18 protein-coding genes and 1 pseudogene are annotated in these 20947 nt (G+C 69.3%); 14 read left to right on the forward strand and 5 right to left on the reverse strand.

Going from position 1 to position 20947, the window contains the following annotated elements:
- The first annotated feature begins 504 nt into the window (after positions 1–504).
- The 12 genes and pseudogenes from KUTG_RS12275 to KUTG_RS12330 all read left to right on the forward strand — a co-directional run bounded on the left by KUTG_RS12275 (position 505) and on the right by KUTG_RS12330 (position 9659).
- Positions 505–1072: pseudogene (locus KUTG_RS12275) on the forward strand (response regulator).
- A gap of 37 nt (positions 1073–1109) precedes the next feature.
- Complete coding sequence (locus tag KUTG_RS12280; protein WP_052394383.1) at positions 1110–1973, forward strand: slipin family protein; 864 nt, start codon at positions 1110–1112, stop codon at positions 1971–1973.
- A gap of 343 nt (positions 1974–2316) precedes the next feature.
- Positions 2317–2949 (forward strand): CBS domain-containing protein, encoded by a 633-nt coding sequence (locus KUTG_RS12285; RefSeq protein WP_043716862.1) that lies wholly within the window; start codon positions 2317–2319, stop codon positions 2947–2949.
- Positions 2946–3434 carry a GNAT family N-acetyltransferase gene (locus tag KUTG_RS12290; RefSeq protein WP_043716863.1) on the forward strand — a complete coding sequence of 163 codons (489 nt, stop codon included), beginning with the start codon at positions 2946–2948 and terminating at the stop codon, positions 3432–3434. The genes KUTG_RS12285 and KUTG_RS12290 overlap by 4 nt, the downstream gene beginning before the upstream one ends.
- Before the next feature lie 64 nt (positions 3435–3498).
- The gene (locus KUTG_RS12295; protein WP_043716867.1) at positions 3499–4173 is read left to right on the forward strand and encodes a BON domain-containing protein; all 675 of its coding nucleotides are present in this window, start codon (positions 3499–3501) and stop codon (positions 4171–4173) included.
- A 256-nt stretch (positions 4174–4429) separates the two neighbouring features.
- On the forward strand, positions 4430–5149 hold the full coding sequence (locus KUTG_RS12300; protein WP_043716868.1) for a universal stress protein: 720 nt from the start codon (positions 4430–4432) through the stop codon (positions 5147–5149).
- Between the two features lie 66 nt (positions 5150–5215).
- On the forward strand, positions 5216–5485 hold the full coding sequence (locus KUTG_RS12305; protein ID WP_157494492.1) for a hypothetical protein: 270 nt from the start codon (positions 5216–5218) through the stop codon (positions 5483–5485).
- 422 nt (positions 5486–5907) lie between these two features.
- Complete coding sequence (locus tag KUTG_RS12310; protein WP_043716872.1) at positions 5908–6612, forward strand: GAF and ANTAR domain-containing protein; 705 nt, start codon at positions 5908–5910, stop codon at positions 6610–6612.
- A gap of 28 nt (positions 6613–6640) precedes the next feature.
- A complete protein-coding gene (locus tag KUTG_RS12315) occupies positions 6641–7399 on the forward strand; it encodes a GAF and ANTAR domain-containing protein (protein WP_043716874.1) in 759 nt (252 codons plus the stop codon).
- 255 nt (positions 7400–7654) lie between these two features.
- Entirely contained in the window at positions 7655–8047 is a 393-nt protein-coding gene (locus tag KUTG_RS53325) for an STAS domain-containing protein (RefSeq protein ID WP_052394385.1), read from the forward strand.
- Positions 8048–8134: 87 nt separating this feature from the next.
- Entirely contained in the window at positions 8135–8869 is a 735-nt protein-coding gene (locus KUTG_RS12325; RefSeq protein ID WP_043716877.1) for an ANTAR domain-containing protein, read from the forward strand.
- Between the two features lie 28 nt (positions 8870–8897).
- A complete protein-coding gene (locus KUTG_RS12330) occupies positions 8898–9659 on the forward strand; it encodes a GAF and ANTAR domain-containing protein (RefSeq protein ID WP_198047125.1) in 762 nt (253 codons plus the stop codon).
- An 81-nt stretch (positions 9660–9740) separates the two neighbouring features.
- Here KUTG_RS12330 and KUTG_RS12335 read toward each other — a convergent pair whose 3' ends face one another.
- The 3 genes from KUTG_RS12335 to KUTG_RS65175 form a co-directional block, all read right to left on the reverse strand.
- Positions 9741–10931, reverse strand: a complete 1191-nt coding sequence (locus KUTG_RS12335) for an acetate/propionate family kinase (protein WP_043716879.1) — start codon at positions 10929–10931, stop codon at positions 9741–9743.
- Positions 10928–13678 (reverse strand): phosphoketolase, encoded by a 2751-nt coding sequence (locus KUTG_RS12340; RefSeq protein WP_084579242.1) that lies wholly within the window; start codon positions 13676–13678, stop codon positions 10928–10930. Before KUTG_RS12340 ends, KUTG_RS12335 begins: the two co-directional genes overlap by 4 nt.
- Before the next feature lie 168 nt (positions 13679–13846).
- Positions 13847–13972, reverse strand: a complete 126-nt coding sequence (locus KUTG_RS65175; RefSeq protein ID WP_255360868.1) for a hypothetical protein — start codon at positions 13970–13972, stop codon at positions 13847–13849.
- 500 nt (positions 13973–14472) lie between these two features.
- Here KUTG_RS65175 and mgtA point away from each other — a divergent pair, with 500 nt between their 5' ends.
- Together mgtA and KUTG_RS12350 are read left to right on the forward strand one after the other, a co-directional pair.
- Positions 14473–17085, forward strand: a complete 2613-nt coding sequence (gene mgtA / locus KUTG_RS12345) for a magnesium-translocating P-type ATPase (RefSeq protein WP_043716881.1) — start codon at positions 14473–14475, stop codon at positions 17083–17085.
- A 564-nt stretch (positions 17086–17649) separates the two neighbouring features.
- A complete protein-coding gene (locus KUTG_RS12350) occupies positions 17650–18498 on the forward strand; it encodes a hypothetical protein (RefSeq protein WP_157494495.1) in 849 nt (282 codons plus the stop codon).
- A gap of 304 nt (positions 18499–18802) precedes the next feature.
- Here the strand turns inward: KUTG_RS12350 and shbA are convergent, their stop codons facing one another.
- Both shbA and KUTG_RS12360 read right to left on the reverse strand, forming a co-directional pair.
- Positions 18803–19408: an RNA polymerase sigma factor ShbA gene (gene shbA / locus KUTG_RS12355; protein WP_369794455.1), complete on the reverse strand. Its 606-nt coding sequence runs from the start codon at positions 19406–19408 to the stop codon at positions 18803–18805.
- 645 nt (positions 19409–20053) lie between these two features.
- Positions 20054–20599 carry an ANTAR domain-containing protein gene (locus tag KUTG_RS12360; RefSeq protein WP_198047126.1) on the reverse strand — a complete coding sequence of 182 codons (546 nt, stop codon included), beginning with the start codon at positions 20597–20599 and terminating at the stop codon, positions 20054–20056.
- Positions 20600–20947: the final 348 nt, after the last annotated feature.

A 20947-nucleotide genomic window follows, 5' to 3' on the forward strand; every position in this document is an offset into this window, starting at 1 on the left:
GCCGATGGCCATCGGCAGGTACCGGTTCGGCGTGCTCATGCCGGCCCGGCATCGAGACGCACAGCCGTTCACCCGGGCCGACATGCACAGGACAGCAGTGTCGTCGAAAACGCCGCGCTGGCCATCGAGTTCGCCCGCGCCCGCGAGGACCATCAGCGACTGGCCGAGCCTGCGCGGCGATCTGCCGCGTGTGCCGTCTGGGTCGAAGTGGACGTGGACAGCGCCGGCAGCCGGCTGCGCCTGCTCGTCAGGGATGACGGCCGCGGCGTCCCGGCCGGCCTGTCGCGTCACAGTGGACTGGCCAGTTTGGTCGAACGGGCGACGCGGTGGGGCGACGCCTTCGATGCCCGGTCCGAGCCTGACTCGGGCCGAAGCGCCCGGCTTGTGTCGAGAGGCCAATCACCTTGCCGGAAAAGAAAAGTGAAACCGCGCGCCGCCGGCTCCGCAGGCGTACAGTCGAACCCAGCGACGCCGCGTCGGCTGCGGCCGGACGGAGGTCAGCCGATGGTCATCTCCGTGTTCCTGTTCGCCGACCACGAGGTGGTTCGACGCGGTATCTTGCCGTTGCTCGACACCGAGCCGGACATCCTCGTCGTCGGCGAGGCGGCGACCGCGGCCCAGGCGCTGGCGCGGATCCCCAAGCCGCGTCCAGATGTGGCGATCCTCGACGTGCGGTTGCCCGACGGACACGGTGTGAGCGTCTGTCGGAGATCCGGTCGTCTATCGAGCCGCCACCGACCTGTCTGATGGCCGGCGCGGCGGGCCATCTGCTCAAGCAGGTGACGGGCACCGAGCTGACCGGCACTGTGCGCGCGGTCGCCGGCGGCGAGTCGCTGCTGGCCCCGGGAGTCGCGGCCACCGTGCTCGCCCGGCTGCGACGTCGTGGCGGCGCGCAGGACCCGCGCTACGCGTCGCTGAGCCGCAGGAACGCCGCATCCTGGAGCTGATCGCCGGGCAGCTGCACCTGGCCGGGAAGACGGTGAAGAACGACGTCTCGTCGGTCCCGCACAAGCTGGGCTTCGCCCACCGCACCGAGGCGGCGGTCTGCGCCACCCGCCGGCGACGCGACTGACCGTCCTGATTTCTCCTACACCACAACGAGGCACACCATGAACGTTGTCATCATCGTCCTTGTCGTCGTCGTCGCGCTGATCTTGCTGGCGACCGCGCTGAAGATCATCAAACAGTACGAGCGGGGCGTGTTGTTCCGCTTCGGCCGGGTGCAGGGCACCCGCGAACCGGGCCTGCGCGTGATCATCCCGTTCGTCGACGTGCTGCGCCGGGTGGCGCTGCGGATCATCACGATGCCGATCCAGTCCCAGGGCATCATCACCCGCGACAACGTCAGCGTCGACGTCTCCGCCGTCGCCTACTTCCGGGTCGTCGACCCGGTGAAGTCCGTCGTGGCGATCGAGAACGTCGACGCGGCCATCGACCAGATCGCCCAGACCACCCTGCGCAAGGTCGTCGGCCAGCACACCCTGGACCAGACGCTGTCGGAGACCGACAAGATCAACCTCGACATCCGCAAGATCCTCGACGTCGCCACCCTGGACTGGGGCGTCGAGGTCACCCTGGTTGAGCTCAAGGACATCCAGCTGCCCGACACCATGAAGCGCGCGATGGCCCGCCAGGCCGAGGCCGAGCGGGAGAAGCGCGCCAAGATCATCAACGCCGAGGGCGAGTTGCTCGCGGCCGCCGCGCTCGGCGAGGCCAGCGACGTCATGGTCGCCCACCCACTCGCGCTGCAACTGCGCAACCTGCAGAGCCTGGTCGAGATCGGCGTGGACAAGAACACCACCGTCGTGTTCCCCGCCCCGCTGATGAGCACCATCGGCGAGCTCGGCTCGTTCCTCGCCCGCGAGACCGCGGCCGCGAGCCAGGCCGGGCAGACGACGGCGCCCACGCCGCGCATCGCCAACGGCGCCGGGGAGTACGACCGGGCCGTGCCCACCCCGGGTTCGGTCCAGTAAACCCTGCCGACGACGGGATCCGTCCGGCCGACCGCGGCCGGGCGGTACGGGCCGATGACCACCCGAATATCCGGTTCGCCAGGCACTTTCGTGCCTCGCCGAACTGTGCGACGGTGAGGTGTCCGACCATCCGAGACCCTGATGGCCCGTTTCCGGTGTGATCAGGAGGTGTGGGATGCGCGCGACTCGTGACATGGGCGTCCGGAGCCCCGATGCGACAACCGTCGATGAACAGAACTGACCGAACACGGACATGGCCGCGCCGGGTCCGCACCGCGCCAGACGGTCACCCGGCCCGGGAACCAGGACGATGCCCGCGACGGCAGGGCTGTGAGGAACTGACGTGAGAGCACAGGACGTGATGAGCAGCCCCGCGGTGACTCTGCACCCCGAGCGGTCGGTGCGGGAGGCGGCGAAAATACTGTCGGCCAACGGGTTCACCGGCGCGCCCGTGGTCGACGGCAACGGACGGCTGCTCGGCATGGTCACCGAGACCGACCTGGTGGGCGACCGCATCCTGCCGGACGGCCGCAGCCGCATCTGGCGGGAAGCGGAGCCCTTGGTCGATCCCCCGGCGAGCAAGCCCGCTGCCACCGTCGACCAGGTGATGACCAAGCCCGCCGTCAGTGTCACGCCGGACACCGACGTCCGCGACGTCGCCCGGACGATGCTCGCCGCCCAGGTCCGCAGCGTCCCCGTCGTGGACGCCATGGGCGTCATCGGCGTACTCACCCGGCACGACCTGCTGAAACTGGTCGCCAGGGACGACATGTCGATCGCGGCGGCCGTGCGGTCCCATCTGGCCGCCTACCGTGGCCGTGACCACTGGACCGTGTCGGTGCACGACGGCGCCGTCACCATCGTCGACGGCCTGGATGACGCGACCGACCGTCACGTCGCCAGGGTCATCGCCGAGGCGGTCGCCGGCGTCGGCTCGGTCGAGGTCAGCGCCCGCCGGCACGAGCCGTCCCGATGAACCCCGTCCCGATGGTCCGCCAACTGCGCACGGCGGACGGCCCCGCCGTGCGCGAACTGCACGACGACCTCTCCGAGCGCGACACCTACCTCCGATTCTTCACACTTCGGCCCGCCCGCCTGCCACAGTTCGTCGACCGACTGGTCAGCGACGTCGCGCGCCGGGCGGCCATCGGCGCGTTCGTCGACGACCGACTCGTCGGCGTGGCCAGCTACGAGGTGGCCTCGAACTCGGTCTCGGCAGACATCGCCGTTGTCGTGGCGCACCGCGCGCAGACCCAGGGCATCGGCACGATTCTGTTGCGGGACCTGGTGTCCTTGGCGCAAGCGGCCGGGCTGCGGCGATTCACGGCAGAGGTGCTCGTCGAGAACACCGCGATGCTGCGGGTGCTGCGCGACTGCGGCCGGCCCAGCACCGTCACGCGAGCCGGCTCGGTGAACCATGTCGTCGTTGAACTGGACGCCGCGTGGGCCGCCGACGCGTGAACGGTCCGTGCCGGGGAGGCGCAGGCCTCCGGGATAGGCCCGGCATCGAGAACAGGATGGGGACATGACGTTCACCCAGCTACAGAACGACAGCCAGCTCAAGACCGCGATCATGGACGAGCTCGCGTGGACCGCGAGCGTTGACGCCGACCGGATCGACGTGGCGATCACCGACGGCGCCGTGACGCTGTCGGGTGACGTGCGTTCCTATCCCGAGCACGAGGCCGCACTGCACGCGGCGATGCGGGTACACGGCGTCGTGGCCGTGGCCGACGAGATGGTGGTGCGGCACACCTCGGACATGCCCGACGACAGCGACCTCGCCCGCGAGGCAGCGACCGTGTTCGACCATCTGACCGTGATCCTGCCGCGCGGCTCCGTACAGACCAGCGTGCACGATCACGTGATCACCTTGTCCGGCGTGGTGACCTGGCAGTACCAGCGTGAGGCCGCCCAGCAGGCCGTGACCGCGCTGCCCGGCGTGACCGGCGTGCACAACATGATCACTCTCAAGCCGACCGTCGAGGTCTCTGGGCCGGACGCCAAGACCCGGATCACCGCGGCCCTGGTGCGCGACGCACAGGTGAACGCGCGACGCATCCACATCGACGTCACCGGCAGCAAGATCAGATTGACCGGCTCCGTGTCCTCGCTCGCCGAACGGCGGCAGGCCGAGCACGCGGCCTGGTTCACGCCGGGAGTCACCAACGTCACCAACGAGTTGAGCGTCGCTCGCTGACGGCAGGGCCGACCATCGCACGTCAGCCACCGGGACTGAGGTACGGGCGGGGATCGCTGCCGGCACGGGCGGCGCTGGCCGGCCGACGCGCGAAGCCGGGGCGGTCCCGCCGCTCCAGCTCGTCCAGACATTCCTGCCTGGCGAGGATGATCTGCTGACGGGTGACCAGGCCGGCGATCGTTGCTGGGCCGAGGGAAAATGATCGCGCCTGCCACACGGCGAATGCGGCAACCAGACACGAGGAGATGAGCCAGCCATGACAAGTCAGGTCCGCGCCGGCACGGCGCCGGAACGTGTCACCGTCGGCACCGACGGCTCGTACTGGGGCGACCGCGCGCTGTCCTGGGGAACGGAACACGCACGGCTGCGCGGCGCCCGGCTGCGGGTGCTACACCCAGCGACCGACGACCCGGTGTCGACGTTGGCGGACGCGAGTGCGACCAGCGACCTGGTGGTGATGGGCTGCCGGGGTCACCGGCATCGGCTGCTGGGTCTCGGCGAGGCGGTGCTGCCCACGGTTGCGGCGGCGCACTGCGACGTGCTTGTCGTACGTGGCCGGGGCACAGCCCAACGCGGCGAGAACCGGTGCGTCACCGCGATGGTCAGCGGCGGCGTGGACGACGAGACCGTCGTGGCACACGCGGCCGCCATGGCGACCTCCCATCACTCGCGGATGGAGGTCGTGCACGCGGAGCCGCCCACCGCCATGGACGACTGCGTGTTCGCCGAGAAGGTGCGGATCGCGACCCTGCGGCTGCGGACCACGGTGACCACGGTGCGGACTCTGCCCCACGAGGTGATCGCCAACAGCGACGGTTCCGACCTGATCGTGCTCGGTCGGGGTCAATCCGCCGGTCGGCCGTCGAATCCGGGCGTCGTCACGAAGACGGCGTTGCACCACGCCCCGTGCCCGGTCCTCGTCGTGCACCCGGCCACCCGGCGAGCACGCGTCGCCGGACCGGGCGGAATGCCGTAACGTCGACCGGGTTGGTTGATGCTGCTCCAGCCCCTGGTGGCGCCGGTGGACGTCGGAGGAGCGGTCATGATCGTCAGTCAAGTCCCGTCGCAGCGGTCACCGGTCCCGGGACCCGATGGCGTCGGCATCGACGACCTGCCGGTGCTGTTCTCCTATCCGCCACTGCACGGATCGACGCTGCACAGCCTGCTGTTCCCGGTGGTCGTCCGTTGCGCGGCGTGCGACCGCTCGGGCCACAGCGTGCTCGTCGCGACCCACACCGCAACCGGCGAGATCCTCTGCGCCGCGTGCTACGGCGTTTCGGCCCAGGCGGCGGCCGCGGTCCTGGATGGCTGAGCCGCCGCTCCTCATTCCAACGGGTCCACTGTGATGAAGATTGAGTGGCGTTCGGCCCGGCTCGTTCCCGCTCAGGCACCACTGTGGGAGTGTTGGTGACAGACGCGGCGTGTGGCCGCGTCGCCTACGACATCGTGTCATCCGACCACCCCAGACCACTGGTGGCTCGCCCCGGTGTGATCAGGAGGTGCAGATGAGCGCCACGGCGTTGCCCCCGGCGGCGGCCGTACAGCGGCAACCGACCACGAATGAGGCTCCGACCTGCGGATACCTGGGTACGTTGAGATCGACGGTGCGCCGGCCGCCCACGGTCACCCTGCCGCCGGATCTCCTGGCCTTCGCCGACAGCGGCCAGTGACGAGACGGGTCGGTGGACGCTGTGAGCGCCGGCAACCTTTCACCGCGGCCGGACTGGCGGTGTCGTGATCGAGAACCATCGGCAGCGGCTGCACGCGCTGCTCGCGGTCAACGGCGACCACAGCATCGGCGCGTTGACCCGGATCTGCTCGGTGGCGGTGCTGGAACTCCAGGTCGACGGGGCCGGCGTGACGCTGGTCAGCCGGGCCGGCACCGCGCAGGCCCAACAGCGCCTGGTGCATGCCAGCGACCCCGTCGCCGCTCGACTGGAAGACCTCCAGTTGACCGTCGGCGAAGGCCCGGGGCTGACCGCGGTCACCTCCGGCGCCCCGGTGCTGGTGCCCGACCTGGCCGCGGCCCGCGCCCGCTGGCCGGCCTTCTGCCCCGACGCCCAGCACATCGGCGCCGCCGCCCTGTTCGCGTTCCCACTGACCCTGGGGGCCATCGCCCTGGGCTCGCTGGACTGCCACCGCACCACGCCCGGCCCCCTCAGCCCCGACCACGTCGCCTGCGGGCTGCTGCTGGCCGAGATGGCATTCGAAGCGCTGCTGGCCGAGGTCGCCGGGCGCGCTCCCGACGACGTGGGCTGGATCTCCGACATCCACGCCGAGGTCCATCAGGCCACCGGTGTGGTCAGCTACCAGCTGGGCATCAGCGTGCAGGCGGCGCTGCTGCGGATCCGGGCCTATGCCTACGTCCACGAACTGGCCGTCGCGGTGGTGGCCCGGCGGATCGTCGACCGCAGCCTGCTACTGGACACCGAGAACTGAACAGCAACGCGATGCGAAGGGAGCACGGGTGAACGACCATCACGAACAGCGGCTGGCACGGGTGTTCGTCGAACTGGCGGACACCCTGGTCGATGACTTCGACATGCTGGAGTTCCTGAGCATGCTCGTCGAGCGGTGCGTCGAGTTGCTCGATGTCGCCGCGGCCGGCGTCGTGCTGTCCGATCACCGAGGGGCGCTGCGGATGGCCGCGGCCTCCTCCGAGCAGGCCAGGTTGGTCGAGCTGTTCGCAGTGCAGACCGACGATGGGCCGTGCCTGGACTGTGTCCGCACCGGTCTGCCCGTCTACAGCGCGAATCTGGCCGCCGACGAGGCTCGCTGGCCCCGGTTCGCCCCGGCCGCCGTCGCCGCGGGGTTCGTCGCGACGCACGCGGTGCCGATGCGGTTGCGCCGCAATGTGATCGGGGCGTTGAACCTGTTCAAGGCCGAGCCGAACGGCGTGGACCCGGCCAGCGTGCAGCTCGGTCAGGCCCTTGCTGACGTGGCCACGATCGGCATGCTGCAACAACGGGCCATCGACGACAATACGGTCCTGGTCGAACAACTCCAGACCGCGCTGAACTCCCGCGTGGTCATCGAGCAGGCCAAGGGCGTGCTGTCCGCGCACGCCGGCGTGGACATGGACCACGCCTTCACCGCGCTCCGCGGTTACGCCCGCTCGCACAACCTTCGTCTGTCCGCGTTGGCCTTCACCGTGGCCAACGGAACCGCCGACCTCACCGCGATCATGGCAGGCGGTGAGCGCCCGGCCCGGCGAGCGCAGCGGTGACCGGCGCCGCGCCCGGCGCCGACAGTCCCGAATGGACTTGTTGGCGCCGTGTCCCTTGCGGTCGACCTGAGCTGGTGAGGACCAGTCACTCGAACAGGGCGTCCTGCCAGATCCGTCGATCAGCGGTTGTGGACGGGTCGCCGTGGGAATAATGTTGGAGTTCGGTCGAGACCCTGCCACACGGGGCTCGGTCGTCGGCATTCGCCAACTACAGGGATGTTCCTCGTGTCGGCAGCGACAAGAGGAGCACCCGCCATGTCCGTCGATCAGCTACTCCCCATCCCCGCCTGGGCACGGTCCGGCCTGCCCGCGATCATCGTCGATGTCGGACGCGTCGGTGACGTGTCGGTGGTGCGTGTCGCCGGTGCGGTGGACATGATGACCATCTCCCCGGTGAAGGTCGAACTGATGCGCGCGGTCATGGGGGCCACGACCGCCGTGGTGGTCGACCTGAACGGCGTGAGTTTCTTCTCCTGTGGCGGGTTGCAGATGCTGGTGGAAGCGCGGGAGGTGGCCCGTGCCTGCCAGGTGCGCCTGTGCCTCGCCGTCCAGTGTCGTGCCGTCCTACGCCCGATGGAGCTCTCCGGCCTCCTCGACGTGTTCCACGTGCTGCCCTCGGTCAGCTGCGCCCTGGCCGACTGCCGCTGACCGGAAGTGATGGCGATGAACCCCGGGCCTCGGGTGTCGACGGCTCAGGTGTGTCACCGCCACTGGTCCGAAAGCCAGGCGATTGCCATGTCAGGCCACGGTGGTGCCAACCCGCTCGCGCGGGCGGGTTCGTGGGTCGCCGACCACGCGGCCGCTCTCGGGGAGCCGGTGTCGATCGGCCTGCTGTGTGAGACCGCCGTCGACAGGCTTGACGTCAGCGGGGCCACCCTGACGGTGGATCCTGGTTCCGGTTGGCCCGAAACACGGTATGCCACCGACGCGTTGGGCGCGGGCCTGGCGGAGTTGCAGCTCACCGTCGGCGAGGGGCCGTGCGTGGACGCGGAACGCGGCGGCGGTCCGGTGCTCGTCACTGATCTCGACGCCCCGGGCACGCAGCTCCGCTGGCCGTTGTTCACGCCGCTGGCGGTCGACGCCGGCGCCCACGCGCTGTTCGCGTTTCCGTTGTGTGTCGGTGCGATCCGGGCTGGAGTGCTGGCACTGCATCGAGCACAGGCCGGGTCGTTGGAGCCGGCGAAGCTGACCGACGCGCTGGCGTTGGCGGGACTCGCGCTGAGACTGCTGTTGGATGAGCAGGCCGACCGGCGTGCCGGCTCGGCCGATCGCGCCGACGGCCTGCCGCTGCACGATCCGCAGGTGCACCAGGCCACCGGGATGATCTCCGGTCAGCTCGGCGTGGGGATGGAGGAGGCTTTCGCCCGGCTGCGGGCGCGGGCGTTCGCCGGTCAGCGGCCGCTGGCGGAGCTGGCCGCCGACGTGGTCGCCCGCAGGCTGCGCTTCGAACCGACGGAAGACACGACGTGACCACAACGGCACTACGCTGAGCGAACCGATGGAGGTGAGACCGATAGACGACGACCGTCTCCTGGAAACCTTCGTCGAACTCGCGGACACCCTGACCGACGACTTCGACGTGATCGACTTCATGCACCTGCTGGTGGACCGGTGCGTCGAACTGCTGGACGTCGACGCGGCCGGGCTGCTGCTGGCCGACCAGAACGGCCGACTGCGGCTGATCGCCAACTCCGACGAACAGGTCCGGCTGCTGGAGCTGTTCCAGTTGCAGAGCGACCAAGGCCCGTGTCTGGACGCCTTCCGGACCGGCACCCGGGTCAGCCATCCGGACCTGGCCGTCGCGGGCGGGCGGTGGCCGCGGTTCGCCGCGGCGGCCGTCGACGGCGGGTTCGCCGCGGTGGACGCACTTCCGATGCGGCTGCGCGGCGAGGTCATCGGCGCGCTCAACCTGTTCCGCACCAACGCCGGTGAGTTGACCGACAAGGCTCTGCGAACGGCCACGGCGCTGGCCGACGTGGCCACTGTCGGGCTGCTACAGGAACGCGCGATCCGCAACCAGGAGATCGTCACCGAGCAACTGCAGACCGCCCTCAACAGTCGGATCGTCATCGAGCAGGCCAAGGGGCTGATCGCGGAACGCCTCGGCATCGACATGGGCGGCGCGTTCGCCGCACTGCGGGGCTATGCCCGCAGCCGCAACCTGAAGCTGAGCGAGGTCGCCCGCGCGGTCGTCGCCGGCACCACCGGAACCCACGACCTGCTCGGCACACCAGCCCTCACCAACCGGTCCAAGATGTAGGCCGTTCGGTGGCGACGAACCAGACCTGGCCGGCGCCGCCGCCGACTTCATCGTCGTTCACCCGTCGTGATCCCCGCTCGGTCAACACCAGAGCGACCGAGGCTCGTCCGACACGGCCGCGAGCAGCGCTCGGGTCTCACGGTCCATGACGGCGGCTTCGTCGGCTGGCACGACCATGACTCGCAGGCCGGTCGCCGCCAGCTCGCGCATACCGGCGCACGGCTCGGTTCCAGACGCCAGTCGTGGGCCAGCCAGGCGCAGGCCCGTCAGGCGGCGGCAGATGTCGCCGGACACGGCAGGGGCGTGTTCACCGATGCCACCGGTGAACACGAGGGTGTCCCAGCGGGGCACCGTGGCGGCCGCGGCGGCGATGGCCATGGCGACATCCCGGGTGAACACCCGCAGCGCGAGGTCGGCGACCGGATCATGGTCACGGGCGGCGAGCAGGTCACGCACGTCGTGCACGCCGTCCGCGAGACCGGCCAATCCGGAGTGGTGGTCGAGCAGATCGCGCACGGTGTCGGCGGTGGCGTCGGGCTGATCGAGCAGCAGCAGGGGGATCTCGGGATCCAGGTCGCCGCTGCGGGTGCCTGACATGACGCCGCCCGTGGGGGTCAGCGACATGCTGTTGTGCGTCGACCGCCCGTCGTGGACCGCGGTCACGGAGCAGCCACTGCCCAGGTGCGCCACCGTCGCGTCGCCGATGTCGGGCACGGCGTCGAGGATCGATTGCACGGAAAGGCCGTGGAATCCGTAGCGACGCAGCCCGAGTTGATCGACCCATGTGGGCAGCGGCAGGCGGCGGGCCTCGTCGGGCTGGGTGTGGTGGAAGGCGGTGTCGAAGCAGGCGACGTGCACCACGTCGGGCCACGCGGCGCGGGCGGCGTCGATGCTGGCAAGGTCACCGGGCAGATGCAACGGCGCCCACGCCACCAATCCGGAGAGCTCCTGGCGCACGGCGTCGGTGATGACCGTGGCGCGGTCGAACGACGGGCCGCCGTGCACGACCCGGTGCGCCACCGCATCGGGCCGGACGTCCCGGCGAGTCACCAGTTCGGCGAGTTGGGCGATCGCGGCGGGCAGGTCACCGGCGAACGGCATCGAGGTGGGCGCGTGGCCGGCGATCGACTCGGTCCAGCAGGCGCGGTCGGTACCCAGCCGCTCCACCTCGACGGTCACCGACGGAGCCGGGTCGCGCAGCACGGCCTTCAGGCTTGAGGAGCCCGGGTTGACCGTCAGCACCACCGCGGCGGCCGTATCGGTGTCGGTCATCGTGTCCAGATCCAGTCCTGGATTTCGGGCATGTCCTCGAAGTGCTCACGGATGTGGCTGTGGTGGCGCTCCAGCATGGTCAGGCAGTGCTCGGCGAGCTTCGAGCCGTTCTGCGGAACGCGACGGGTACGGCGCAGAGCCTCGATGACGAGGTGGTAGCGGCTCATCCGGTTGAGCACCACCATGTCGAAAGGTGTGGTGGTGGTGCCCTGCTCGGTGAAGCCCCGCACGTGGAACCGGCCCGGGTTGGTGCGGCCGTGCAACAGTTCGTGCACCGCGCGCGGGTAGCCGTGGAAGGCGAACACGACGTCGGTGTCGGTGGTGAACAGCTCGTCGAACTTCTCGTCGGTGAAACCGTGCGGATGGTCGTCCGGTGGCAGCAGGCCCATCAGATCGACCACGTTGACCACTCGGACCCGCAGGTACGGCAGATGCTCGCGCAGCAGCCTGGCCGCGGCCAACGTCTCCAGGGTAGGCACGTCACCGGCGGCGGCCAGCACGATGTCGGGCTCGTCGCCGTCGTGGTCCGTGCCGGCCCAGTCCCACACCGAGGCGCCGGCGGCACAGTGCGCGTCGGCCTCCGCCATGGTCAGGTACTGCAGGTGCGGTTGCTTGTCGACCACGATCAGGTTGACGTGGTCGCGGCTGCGCAGGCAGTGCTCGGCGATCGAGATCGTGGTGTTGGCGTCCGGCGGCAGCCAGATCCGCACCACGCCGGGGGCCAGCGGAATCGCGGTGTCGATCAAACCCGGCCCCTGGTGGGAGAAGCCGTTGTGGTCGTTGCGCCAGCAGGTCGAGGTGAGCAGCACGTTGAGCGAAGCCACCGGCGCCCGCCACGACAGCTTGGCGGCGTGCTGAAGCCATTTGGTGTGCTGGATCAGCATGGACGCGGACACCATCGCGAACGCCTCGTAGGTGGCGAACAGGCCGTGTCGGCCGGAGAGCAGATAGCCCTCCAGCCAGCCCTGGCACAGGTGCTCGGAGAGCACCTCCATCACCCGGCCCTCGGGTGAGAGGTGGTCGTCGGTGGGCAGGACGGGCGCCTGCAGGCAGCGGTCGGTGACCTCGAAGACGGCGGCCAGTCGGTTGCTGGCCGTCTCGTCGGGGCAGAACAGCCGGAAGTCACCGCCGCCGTCGGATTCCCGGATGGTGTTGCGGTAGATGTCGCGCAGCAGTTCGCCGAGCGGTCGGGTGTTCTCGTGTCGCTCGACGCCGGGCGTCGGCACGGTCAGCGCGTAGGCCGCCAGCGGGGGGATGTCCAGCGGTCGAAGCAGTCGGCCGCCGTTGGCATAGGGGGTCGCCGACATGCGCTTGTCCCCGTCAGGCGCGAGCGCTGCCAGCTCCGGGACGAGGCGACCGGCGTCGTCGAACAGGGTGTGCGGTGCGTAGGAGCGCAGCCACTGCTCCAGCCTCCGCAGGTGCTCGGGGTTCTCCCGCACTCCGGACAGGGGGACCTGGTGGGCGCGGAAGGTGCCCTCGATCTGGACGCCGTCAACGACATCCGGACCGGTCCAGCCTTTCGGGGTACGCAGGATGATCGCCGGCCAGCGTGCAGGCGCAGGTGCTCTCGTGCCCGCGATACGGGCCTGGGACTGGATCTCACGGATCCGGGCGTGCGCCGCGACCAGTTGGTCGTGCAGGTCGGCGAACACGGCCGCCGGGTTGTCGCCGGCCACGACGACCGGGGCCCAGCCCTGTGCCTCGAGCAGGCCGATGACATCGGCGTCCGCGGCGCGGCCGAGCACGGTTGGCCCCGAGATCTTGTAGCCGTTGAGATGCAGGATCGGCAGCACCGCGCCGTCGCGGCGAGCGTTGAGGAACGCGGGGATCTTCCAGGATGCCGCCAGTGGCCCGGTTTCGGCCTCACCGTCGCCGACCACGCACGCCACCAGCAGGTCGGGGTGGTCGAAGGCGGCGCCAGCGGCATGGGCGAGCGCGTAGCCGAGTTCGCCGCCCTCGTGGATGCTGCCCGGTGTCTGCACGCTCACGTGGCTGGGCACGCCGCCGGGCGTCGAGAACTGCCGTATCAGCGCGGTGAGTCCGTCCAGGCCGAGGGGGACGTCCGGATAGATCTCGCTGTAGGTGCCTTCGAGGTAGGCGTTGGCCAGCAGCGCGGGACCGCCATGGCCGGGGCCGGTGATGTAGACGCAGTCCGTCCCGGTGTCGCGGATGAGCCGGTTGAGCAAGGTGTAGATCATCGAAAGGCCAGGGCTGGTGCCCCAGTGCCCGAGCAGCCGTGGCTTGATGTCGTCGACAGAAAGCGGTTCGCGCAGCAGCGGATTGGCCTTCAGATAGATCTGAGCGACGGTCAGGTAGTTCGCCGCCGCCCACCACCGCAGGTCCAGTTCGAGGTCGCGTTCGGCGTAGGTGGGCGCGGAGGACGCCAGTGCACTCATCGTCGTCGTGCGGTCCACTGTCCAAGCCTTCCTGATCGGGGGTGGACGACCGTCCTTGCTCTGTCCAAATCGGACGGACCGCCAGCCGGTCGCGGATTCGACACGCCGGCGGCCCTGCTCAGCGGGCTGTCGGGACGGGATGATCACGACCGGGCACCGCGCGTGCCGCACGCAGTACGCGCTCACCGAACCGAGCAGTTTCTCCTCGTGCCACGAGTGCCCGTGCCGGCCGATGGCGAGCCGGTCGGCGTCCACCGACAGGTGGACCAGAGCCCTCGGCGGCCACTCGCCGACCATGCGCCGATGCACTGTCACGTCGTAGGTTTCGCTCTCGACTTGCGCCGGCCTCATCCTGCCGAGCCTGCTGCTCCGCCAGCGCCGACTCCTCGGCCCGGCAAGGAGTGCCGGCCATCGGCGGTGGTCCCTCGATCGGTGGTGCGGACGGCGGCCCGGCTCGGACACCTCCCGGACCCTTCGGTCAGTCGGCTACCGGAGCCGGTGGCACCGTCATCGACATTCTTACGTGCCAACGTTTTCACCGCGGGCGAGGAACACGATGCCCTGCTCGTACTGCTGGACCATGCGCAGACTGGCGGCAACCAACAACAAGAGAATGACTACGACGACGAGGACGAGAAAGAGCATGGCTGGCCTCATGTCCGGCACCGGTGTGCCAGCGAGAAGGGGAGACCGCCGTCGTGACCTCAGCATGGTCTGGGCCGTAGCGCGTGCGGGGCCGGGGTCGACACCGTGCGTCGAGCCCGGTGCCGTCGAACGAGGCGTGTTGGTGAGCCTACCACCGAGGCGTTGCTTCGGCGCGACAGGAGATTTCCGGCTCGAGCCGGGTTCAAAGCACGTAATCGAGTCTAGGCTGACAGATGTCCCGCCGGACTGAGCATGCCCACAGATGCCTGGTCCTGGCGGCTGGACACCGCTCGGGCCCCCGGCGGCGCGGACGTTCGCCACGCTGAGCCGGGAGGCATCACCGATACCCGTACCCCGTACGGCCGCACACGAGCGAGGGCGCTTGCGTCCTGGAGGACACTTCGCCACGCCGTCGATGCCGCCTACGCGCGCTGGAGCGTCCGCAGCGGCCGGCCCGTGTCACCACGGCGAAATCGAAATAGTGGAGTGAACCCGAAACGATGACGGCGTCCGCGGCGCAACAGCCGATCACCATCGCGACCGGGCTCGTGTCCGCGGCCTCGTGCTCCGCCGCGGACCTGTTGCGCGCTCACGGGGTGACCGCGGAATCGGGATTGTCAGAGACCGAGGTCGCGCGTCGGCAGGCGCGGTGGGGGCCGAACGCGGTGTCCTCGCACCGAGCTCGGCTGGCGCCGGTGCTCTGGCACCAACTGCGCTCTCCGTTGCTGGGACTGCTGCTCGCAGCGGCCGTCGCGTCCTACCTCGTCGGCGAGCGCAGCGACGCGATCATCATCGGCGTGATCGTCACGGTGTCGGTCGGCCTGGGTTTCGTCAACGAATATCGCGCCGAGAAGGCCGCCGAGGCACTGCACTCCCAGATCCGCCATCAAACACAGGCGATCCGGGATGGACGGTCGGCCACCGTGGATGTCACCGCGCTCGTGCCCGGCGATGTGATCGGACTGCGACTTGGTGACGTCGTGCCTGCCGACCTCCGCCTGATCGCGGTGACCGGTCTGCAGTGCGATGAGTCGATCCTGACCGGAGAATCGTTGCCCGCGGACAAGAACACCGCAGCCGTGCCGCCGGGAACGCCGCTGGCGGAGCTGTCCGGATGCGCGCTGATGGGCACTGTGGTGCACGCCGGCGGCGCGCGCGGGCTCGTGGTGGCCACGGGGGCACACACCGAGTTCGGCAAGATCGCCGCCGGACTGAGCACCCACCAACTCGACACCACGTTCCAGGTTGGCCTGCGCCGGTTCTCGATGCTGTTGGTGTACGTCGCGGGCTCGCTCACCACATCGATCTTCATGATCAACGTGGTGCTGCACAAGCCGATCATCGACGCGCTGCTGTTCTCGCTGGCCATCGCGGTCGGCATCACCCCGCAGCTGTTGCCCGCCGTGGTGTCCACCAGTCTCGCGGCCGGGTCGCGCCGAATGAGCCGGCTCAAAGTGCTGGTCAAACGGTTGGTGTGCATCGAGGACCTCGGCGATGTGGATGTGCTGTTCACCGACAAGACCGGCACCCTCACCCAGGGCCGCATCGCCTACATGCGCGCCGTCCCCGTCAAGGACGATGCGGCTGACATGGTGCTGCGCTGGGGTCTGTTGTGCACCGAGAATGTCGTCGGCGGCAACCCGCTCGATCAGGCGTTGTGGCAGTCCCCGGCCGCCGCGAGCGGACAGGCCGCGGTCGCCGACTACGCGCGGGTTGCCGTGTTGCCGTTCGATCACGAGCGCCGCATGGTCTCCACCCTGGTCCGCGACCCGGCCGGTGAGTTGACGTTGGTTACCAAGGGAGCACCGGAGAGCGTGCTGGACCGCTGCGTCGACGTCCCGGCGGCCACACGTCACGCGCTGGCGGCGGAGTTCGCCGCGGGTAACCGCGTCGTCGCTGTTGCCATCCGTCCCGCCACCGGCACGCGTCCACCGGAACCGGCCGACGAACGTGACTTGCACCTGGTGGGCCTACTGGTTTTCCTGGACCCTCCCAAACAGGACGCGGCCAAGGCGCTGCGCCGGCTGGCCGAGCTCGGCATCGCGGTGAAGGTCGTCACCGGAGACAATCCCGCCGTCGCGGTCAAGGTCGGCCGCGATCTGGGACTGATCGAGGGTGGTGCGCTGACCGGCGCCGACCTCGACGCTATGGACGACTCCCACCTCGCCGCGGCCATCGCGGGCACGACGGTGTTCGCCCGAGTCAGCCCCGAGCACAAAGCCCGCATCGTGCGCGCCCAACGGGCCAGCGGAGGAGGCGTCGCGTTCCTCGGAGACGGCGTCAATGACGCCCTCGCCCTGCACGCCGCCGACGTCGGCATCTCGGTCGACTCGGCCACCGACGTCGCCAAGGACGCCGCCGACGTGATCCTGCTGGACAAGGACCTCGACGTCCTCGCCGACGGCGTCGTCGAAGGGCGACGGATCTTCGCCAACACCATCAAATACGTGCTGATGGGCACCTCCAGCAACTTCGGCAACATGTTCTCCGCCGCGGGCGCGTCGCTGTTCCTGTCCTTCCTGCCGATGCTGCCCTCCCAGATCCTGCTCAACAACCTGCTCTACGACACCAGCCAGCTCGCGATCCCCACCGACACCGTCGACCCCGAGCAGTTGCGTCGCCCGTCGCACTGGGACATCGGGTTCATCCGCCGCTTCATGATCTTTTTCGGGCCGTTGAGCTCGGTGTTCGACTTCGCCACCTTCGGCGTGATGCTGTGGGTGTTCCACTCCGGACCGGAGCAGTTCCGCTCCGGGTGGTTCGTCGAGTCGCTGGCCACCCAGACACTGGTGATCTTCGCGATCCGGACTCGCCGCATCCCGTTCTTCCGCAGCCATCCCAGCCTGCCGCTGACGCTCGCCGCACTGGGCGTGGTCGCCGTCGGCGCTGTCCTTCCCGCCACGCCGCTGGCCAACACACTGGGCTTCCAACCACTGCCCGGCGGGTTCTTCGCCGCGCTTGCCGGCATGGTCCTCGGCTACCTGGTGCTGATCGAGATCGGCAAACGGGTCTTCTACCGCGCTGCGGCGAAGACCCCGTCCGTGCGGCGGCCCTTCGGCATGTACCGCTGGATTGGACGCCGCGCCGCCTACTTCAGCACTGCGACACGGTAGCCGTACCTGTCCTCCATCGCACGCCGGCCGGCGCTGCTCATCGACGGTGGCGACGCCATCGGCCTGCCGCGCGAACGCGTGATCAACCGACGGGAACCGCTGGTCACCCGAATGGAGAGCGGCGCCGTAGAACAACGGGCCACCGCGGGTGAATACCGACAAACATCTCTGCGCCCATCCCCGCTCCCCCGCCGCATATGATCTTGCTCGCGATCGGGGATCCCTGTTGAGAAAGACTCTCCGATCAGCGGGAACGGCACGAACAACCGCACGGAAAGAGCCCCCTCGACGCCTATCCGCATCGCCCAACCACTCACTGAACCGGAGCACTTTCAACGTATTAGGCGAACACCGCTCGAGATGGGGCCATCTGGGGGCCTGGGGTACTCGCGACCGTCGAGACGCGGTAGGGTGCGTTTGACGCCCAAGACCTCGGTGGAGTCATGTATCCGCGACGATCGCGGGCATGGATGACGAGGCAAGAATTCTCGCTTTCACGCCGCGCTGTCCGCGCACTCTCGCGCCACGCGGATACTCCTTTATATCCCAAGAAATGAAGGCGTCATGAGACGTATGCGCGTTATTGTCCGGGCCTTGTTCGGGGCCACCCTCGTGGCCGGCGGCATGGCCACCCTCGCCGCCACGGCTCAGGCGATCACCATCCCGGTGGCCTGCAGCGAAAACGCTCTCGTCGCGGCGGTCAATCTCGCCAACACCACCTCGGCCGCGGACACCCTCGTGCTGGCGGGCGGCTGCACCTACAATCTGACCTCCGCCCACGGCGGCCTCACCGACGGATTGCCGGTCATCACCACCCCCATCGAAATGATCGGCCCCGCCACCATCACCCGCACCTCACTGCTGCCCTTCCGCATCGCCGAGGTCAGCAGCACCGGCAGCCTCACCCTCACCACATCCGTCGCGCTCACCAACGGCAGCGCCGTCGGCGACGGCGGCGCGATCCTCAACCACGGCGCGGTCACCCTCACCAACAGCAGCCTGACCGGCAACACCGCCACCCTCAACGGCGGCGGTCTGGCCAACGCCGACACCCCCTCCGGCACCGCGCCCGCCGCCACGTTCACCCGAAGCCCGGTAGCCGACAACAGCGCACTGCTCAACGGCGGCGGAATCTACAACGGCACGCGCGGCACACTGACCACCACCGGCGTCTCCGGCAGCCCGTTGTTCATCACCGGCAACACCAGCGCGCAGGGCGGCGGCATCGCCGCGGTCAACTCCACCGCGACCACCCTCACCCAAACCGCCATCAACACCAACCATGCGCTACTGACCGCCGGCGGCGTCTACCGCCAGGGCGGCACCATGACCACCACGAACACCCCGATCACCGCCAACACCCCGAACAACTGCGTCGGCAGCGTCCCCGCGGTGCCCAACTGCACCGGCTGACCAACCGTTCATCGATTCCGCGAGGGTCCTTGACCAGCCAATCGTGTGAGACGGCCAGGCTTTGCGTGAATGCCCCACAGGGCACCTGTGGGGCATTCACCACGTGTTCCCGGGGAGCGAGCTGTCCGGAAACGTCAGAACAAGCGTAGGTGTCCTCATGTTCATCGCCCGGAGCCGTGGCGATCCGCAGTGGACTCACGTGACGGCAGGCCTGACCGGCCCCCGATTCATTGGTGGTCGACAAGTGCCGCAGGGTCGCCTGACCGGCGTCGCGGGTGCGCCACTCGCCGGCCCGCGCACGGCGTTACGGTTCCCGTGGCGTCGCAAGCTTGCGCAACCTGGCCAGCGCCCGGTGCTGGGCCACCCGGACCGCTCCCGGAGTGGATCCGACCGCATCGGCCGTCTGCTCCGACGACAGTCCGGCCACGACCCGCAACACCACGATCTCGCGTTGCTTGTCCGTCAGCGTCGCGAGCAGCCCGTCGAGGAGGACTTTCAGCTCTGCCTGCAGCACCTGCTGCTCAGGGCCGGCCGCGGTCTCCGGCCGGTCCGGCACCTCGGCCAGCGGCAGCGACCGGTCGTGGGCCGCCGCCCGGTGCGCGTCCGCGACCTTGTGCTTGGCGATGCCGTACACGAACGCCAGGAACGGCTGCCCCCGCTCCTGATATGCGGGCAGGGCCGAGACCAGCGAGAGGCACACCTCTTGAACCACATCGTCGGCCGATGCGAACGACCGATCGACCCGACCGAGTCGAGCTCGGCAGTACCGCAGCAGGAACGGTCGGACCGTCTCCAACACCCGTTGCGTCGCGACAGGATCGCGGTCGACGGCCGCGTTGACCAACTCGCTGAACCGTTCGTCCTGCGGACTGTACGGCGGCCTCGGCGTCCGTGGTCCGGCTGTGCGCACGCAGCGATGCCTGGCCGCCGCCTCGCCGACCAGCGCCAGAGCGGCCTTGACATCGAGCGGTTCCGAACAATCGAGGAGAGCGGCTGACGTCCGCTGCAGCCAGCTGTCGGGTTCGTTGCCAGGGCGGTTGACATGCGGGGATGCGGACATCGGCCTGAGCCTCCAGGGCATCGTGGAGCGCTACCTGCCGGCCGTGGCCCAGGTGTCGCCGGCCGAGACGACCGCAACCCCTGAGCGGGCTGTCTGTTCAGTGAGCCCCTGCGGCGGTGGTTGGATCCGCAGCCTGGCCGTCATGGTTGATGGACAAGGCTGCCGGGGGCCAGGGCAGAGTGGTGCGTCGAGCACCGGTGGCCGCTACTGCTCCCGCAGAGCCGGTCGGACCGGTCGCCGTCGACGACAACATAGCGAGCCTAGACCAGATGCCACGACGTGAACGGTCCCGTAGTCGAGAATGTTCGGGTTTTCCACACATTGGGGGAACACAGGACACCAGCGCGCACGCACTGGGTGTCAACCGTCGCCGTGCTCGATGGCGGCGCACAACGGCTCGACGGTCGATGGTCAGGGCGGTCATGGCGCCCCCAGAGCGCCGGCACCTCCGTGCGGGAGCGGCGTCGTCTTCGAGACCGTCGCCGAAATGAGTCTTCACGGATAGGTCTCGGGTCCGGCGTCGCCGGTGGGGTCCGGCACGAACCGCAGCTTGCGGTCGACCACGTCATCGGCGACCGCCGACAGGCGACGACCTGTGCTGAAAGCATAGGCGCGCAGCCGCAGGAAGGCCGTGACGAGGTCGGTGTCCAGTTGCACCGAAACCATGCCAGCGGCCTGGTGAACCCCGGCCCACCGCATCCCGAACTCGCTGGCGAACAGTTCGTGCTCCGCCCGGGTGGGGACGTCGTGCACTCGGTCGAGTATCAGGTGCATCGCCACGTCGGCGTACAGCAGCGCGTCGATGCGCTCGGCGGCCGACAATCCACCCGGGACAACCCGATGAATCTCCAGAGTGCCCACCGCGATCGCGCCCATTGCCAGCGGGTACGCGAACGTCGCGCGAATGCCCATGGACCACACCTGCGCTGCGAAGATCGGCCAGTCGCGTTGGGCCTGGCGGTTGGACAGATCGGGCGCCGCCACCGGATGAACGTCGGCAAGTGCCCGCACGGCAGGGCCTTCGCCCAGGGTGACCTGCAACTCGGCGACACGTTCGCTGACCGGGTTGGTGGCGTGGACCGGTTCGCCCAGTCCGAGATCCCCGATCACGTACAGTGCGACACCGCTGGCGTGCAGCGCATTGGCACAGGCCTGGCACACGTGACGGACCGAGACCGGCGTTCCCTCGGCCCGAGCGAGGTCGTTGATGGCCGCCACCACCCGGTCGGCGCGGTCGCTGCTCACATTCGCCATCCCGCGGTCCGCTGTCGACGCGGACTGCTCGTCGCACCTCACGTTAGCCGGTGGCATTCCGAACCTGGCGTGCTCCATTGGCTCCAGGACTATTGCCCTCAGGGATCAGCCGGTCAGTCGTCACCGACCGGTGCG

This window comes from Kutzneria sp. 744 (assembly GCF_000568255.1).
GTDB lineage: Bacteria > Actinomycetota > Actinomycetes > Mycobacteriales > Pseudonocardiaceae > Kutzneria.

Coding starts and splice junctions, on each gene's coding strand:
- KUTG_RS12280 (WP_052394383.1), top strand. CDS start 1,110: ATGAACGTTGTCATCATCGTCCTTGTCGTCGTCGTCGCGCTGATCTTG.
- KUTG_RS12290 (WP_043716863.1), top strand. CDS start 2,946: ATGAACCCCGTCCCGATGGTCCGCCAACTGCGCACGGCGGACGGCCCC.
- KUTG_RS12295 (WP_043716867.1), top strand. CDS start 3,499: ATGACGTTCACCCAGCTACAGAACGACAGCCAGCTCAAGACCGCGATC.
- KUTG_RS12300 (WP_043716868.1), top strand. CDS start 4,430: ATGACAAGTCAGGTCCGCGCCGGCACGGCGCCGGAACGTGTCACCGTC.
- KUTG_RS12305 (WP_157494492.1), top strand. CDS start 5,216: ATGATCGTCAGTCAAGTCCCGTCGCAGCGGTCACCGGTCCCGGGACCC.
- KUTG_RS53325 (WP_052394385.1), top strand. CDS start 7,655: ATGTCCGTCGATCAGCTACTCCCCATCCCCGCCTGGGCACGGTCCGGC.
- KUTG_RS12325 (WP_043716877.1), top strand. CDS start 8,135: ATGTCAGGCCACGGTGGTGCCAACCCGCTCGCGCGGGCGGGTTCGTGG.
- KUTG_RS12330 (WP_198047125.1), top strand. CDS start 8,898: ATGGAGGTGAGACCGATAGACGACGACCGTCTCCTGGAAACCTTCGTC.
- KUTG_RS12335 (WP_043716879.1), bottom strand. CDS start 10,931: ATGACCGACACCGATACGGCCGCCGCGGTGGTGCTGACGGTCAACCCG.
- KUTG_RS12340 (WP_084579242.1), bottom strand. CDS start 13,678: ATGAGGCCGGCGCAAGTCGAGAGCGAAACCTACGACGTGACAGTGCAT.
- KUTG_RS65175 (WP_255360868.1), bottom strand. CDS start 13,972: ATGCTCTTTCTCGTCCTCGTCGTCGTAGTCATTCTCTTGTTGTTGGTT.
- mgtA (WP_043716881.1), top strand. CDS start 14,473: ATGACGGCGTCCGCGGCGCAACAGCCGATCACCATCGCGACCGGGCTC.
- KUTG_RS12350 (WP_157494495.1), top strand. CDS start 17,650: ATGAGACGTATGCGCGTTATTGTCCGGGCCTTGTTCGGGGCCACCCTC.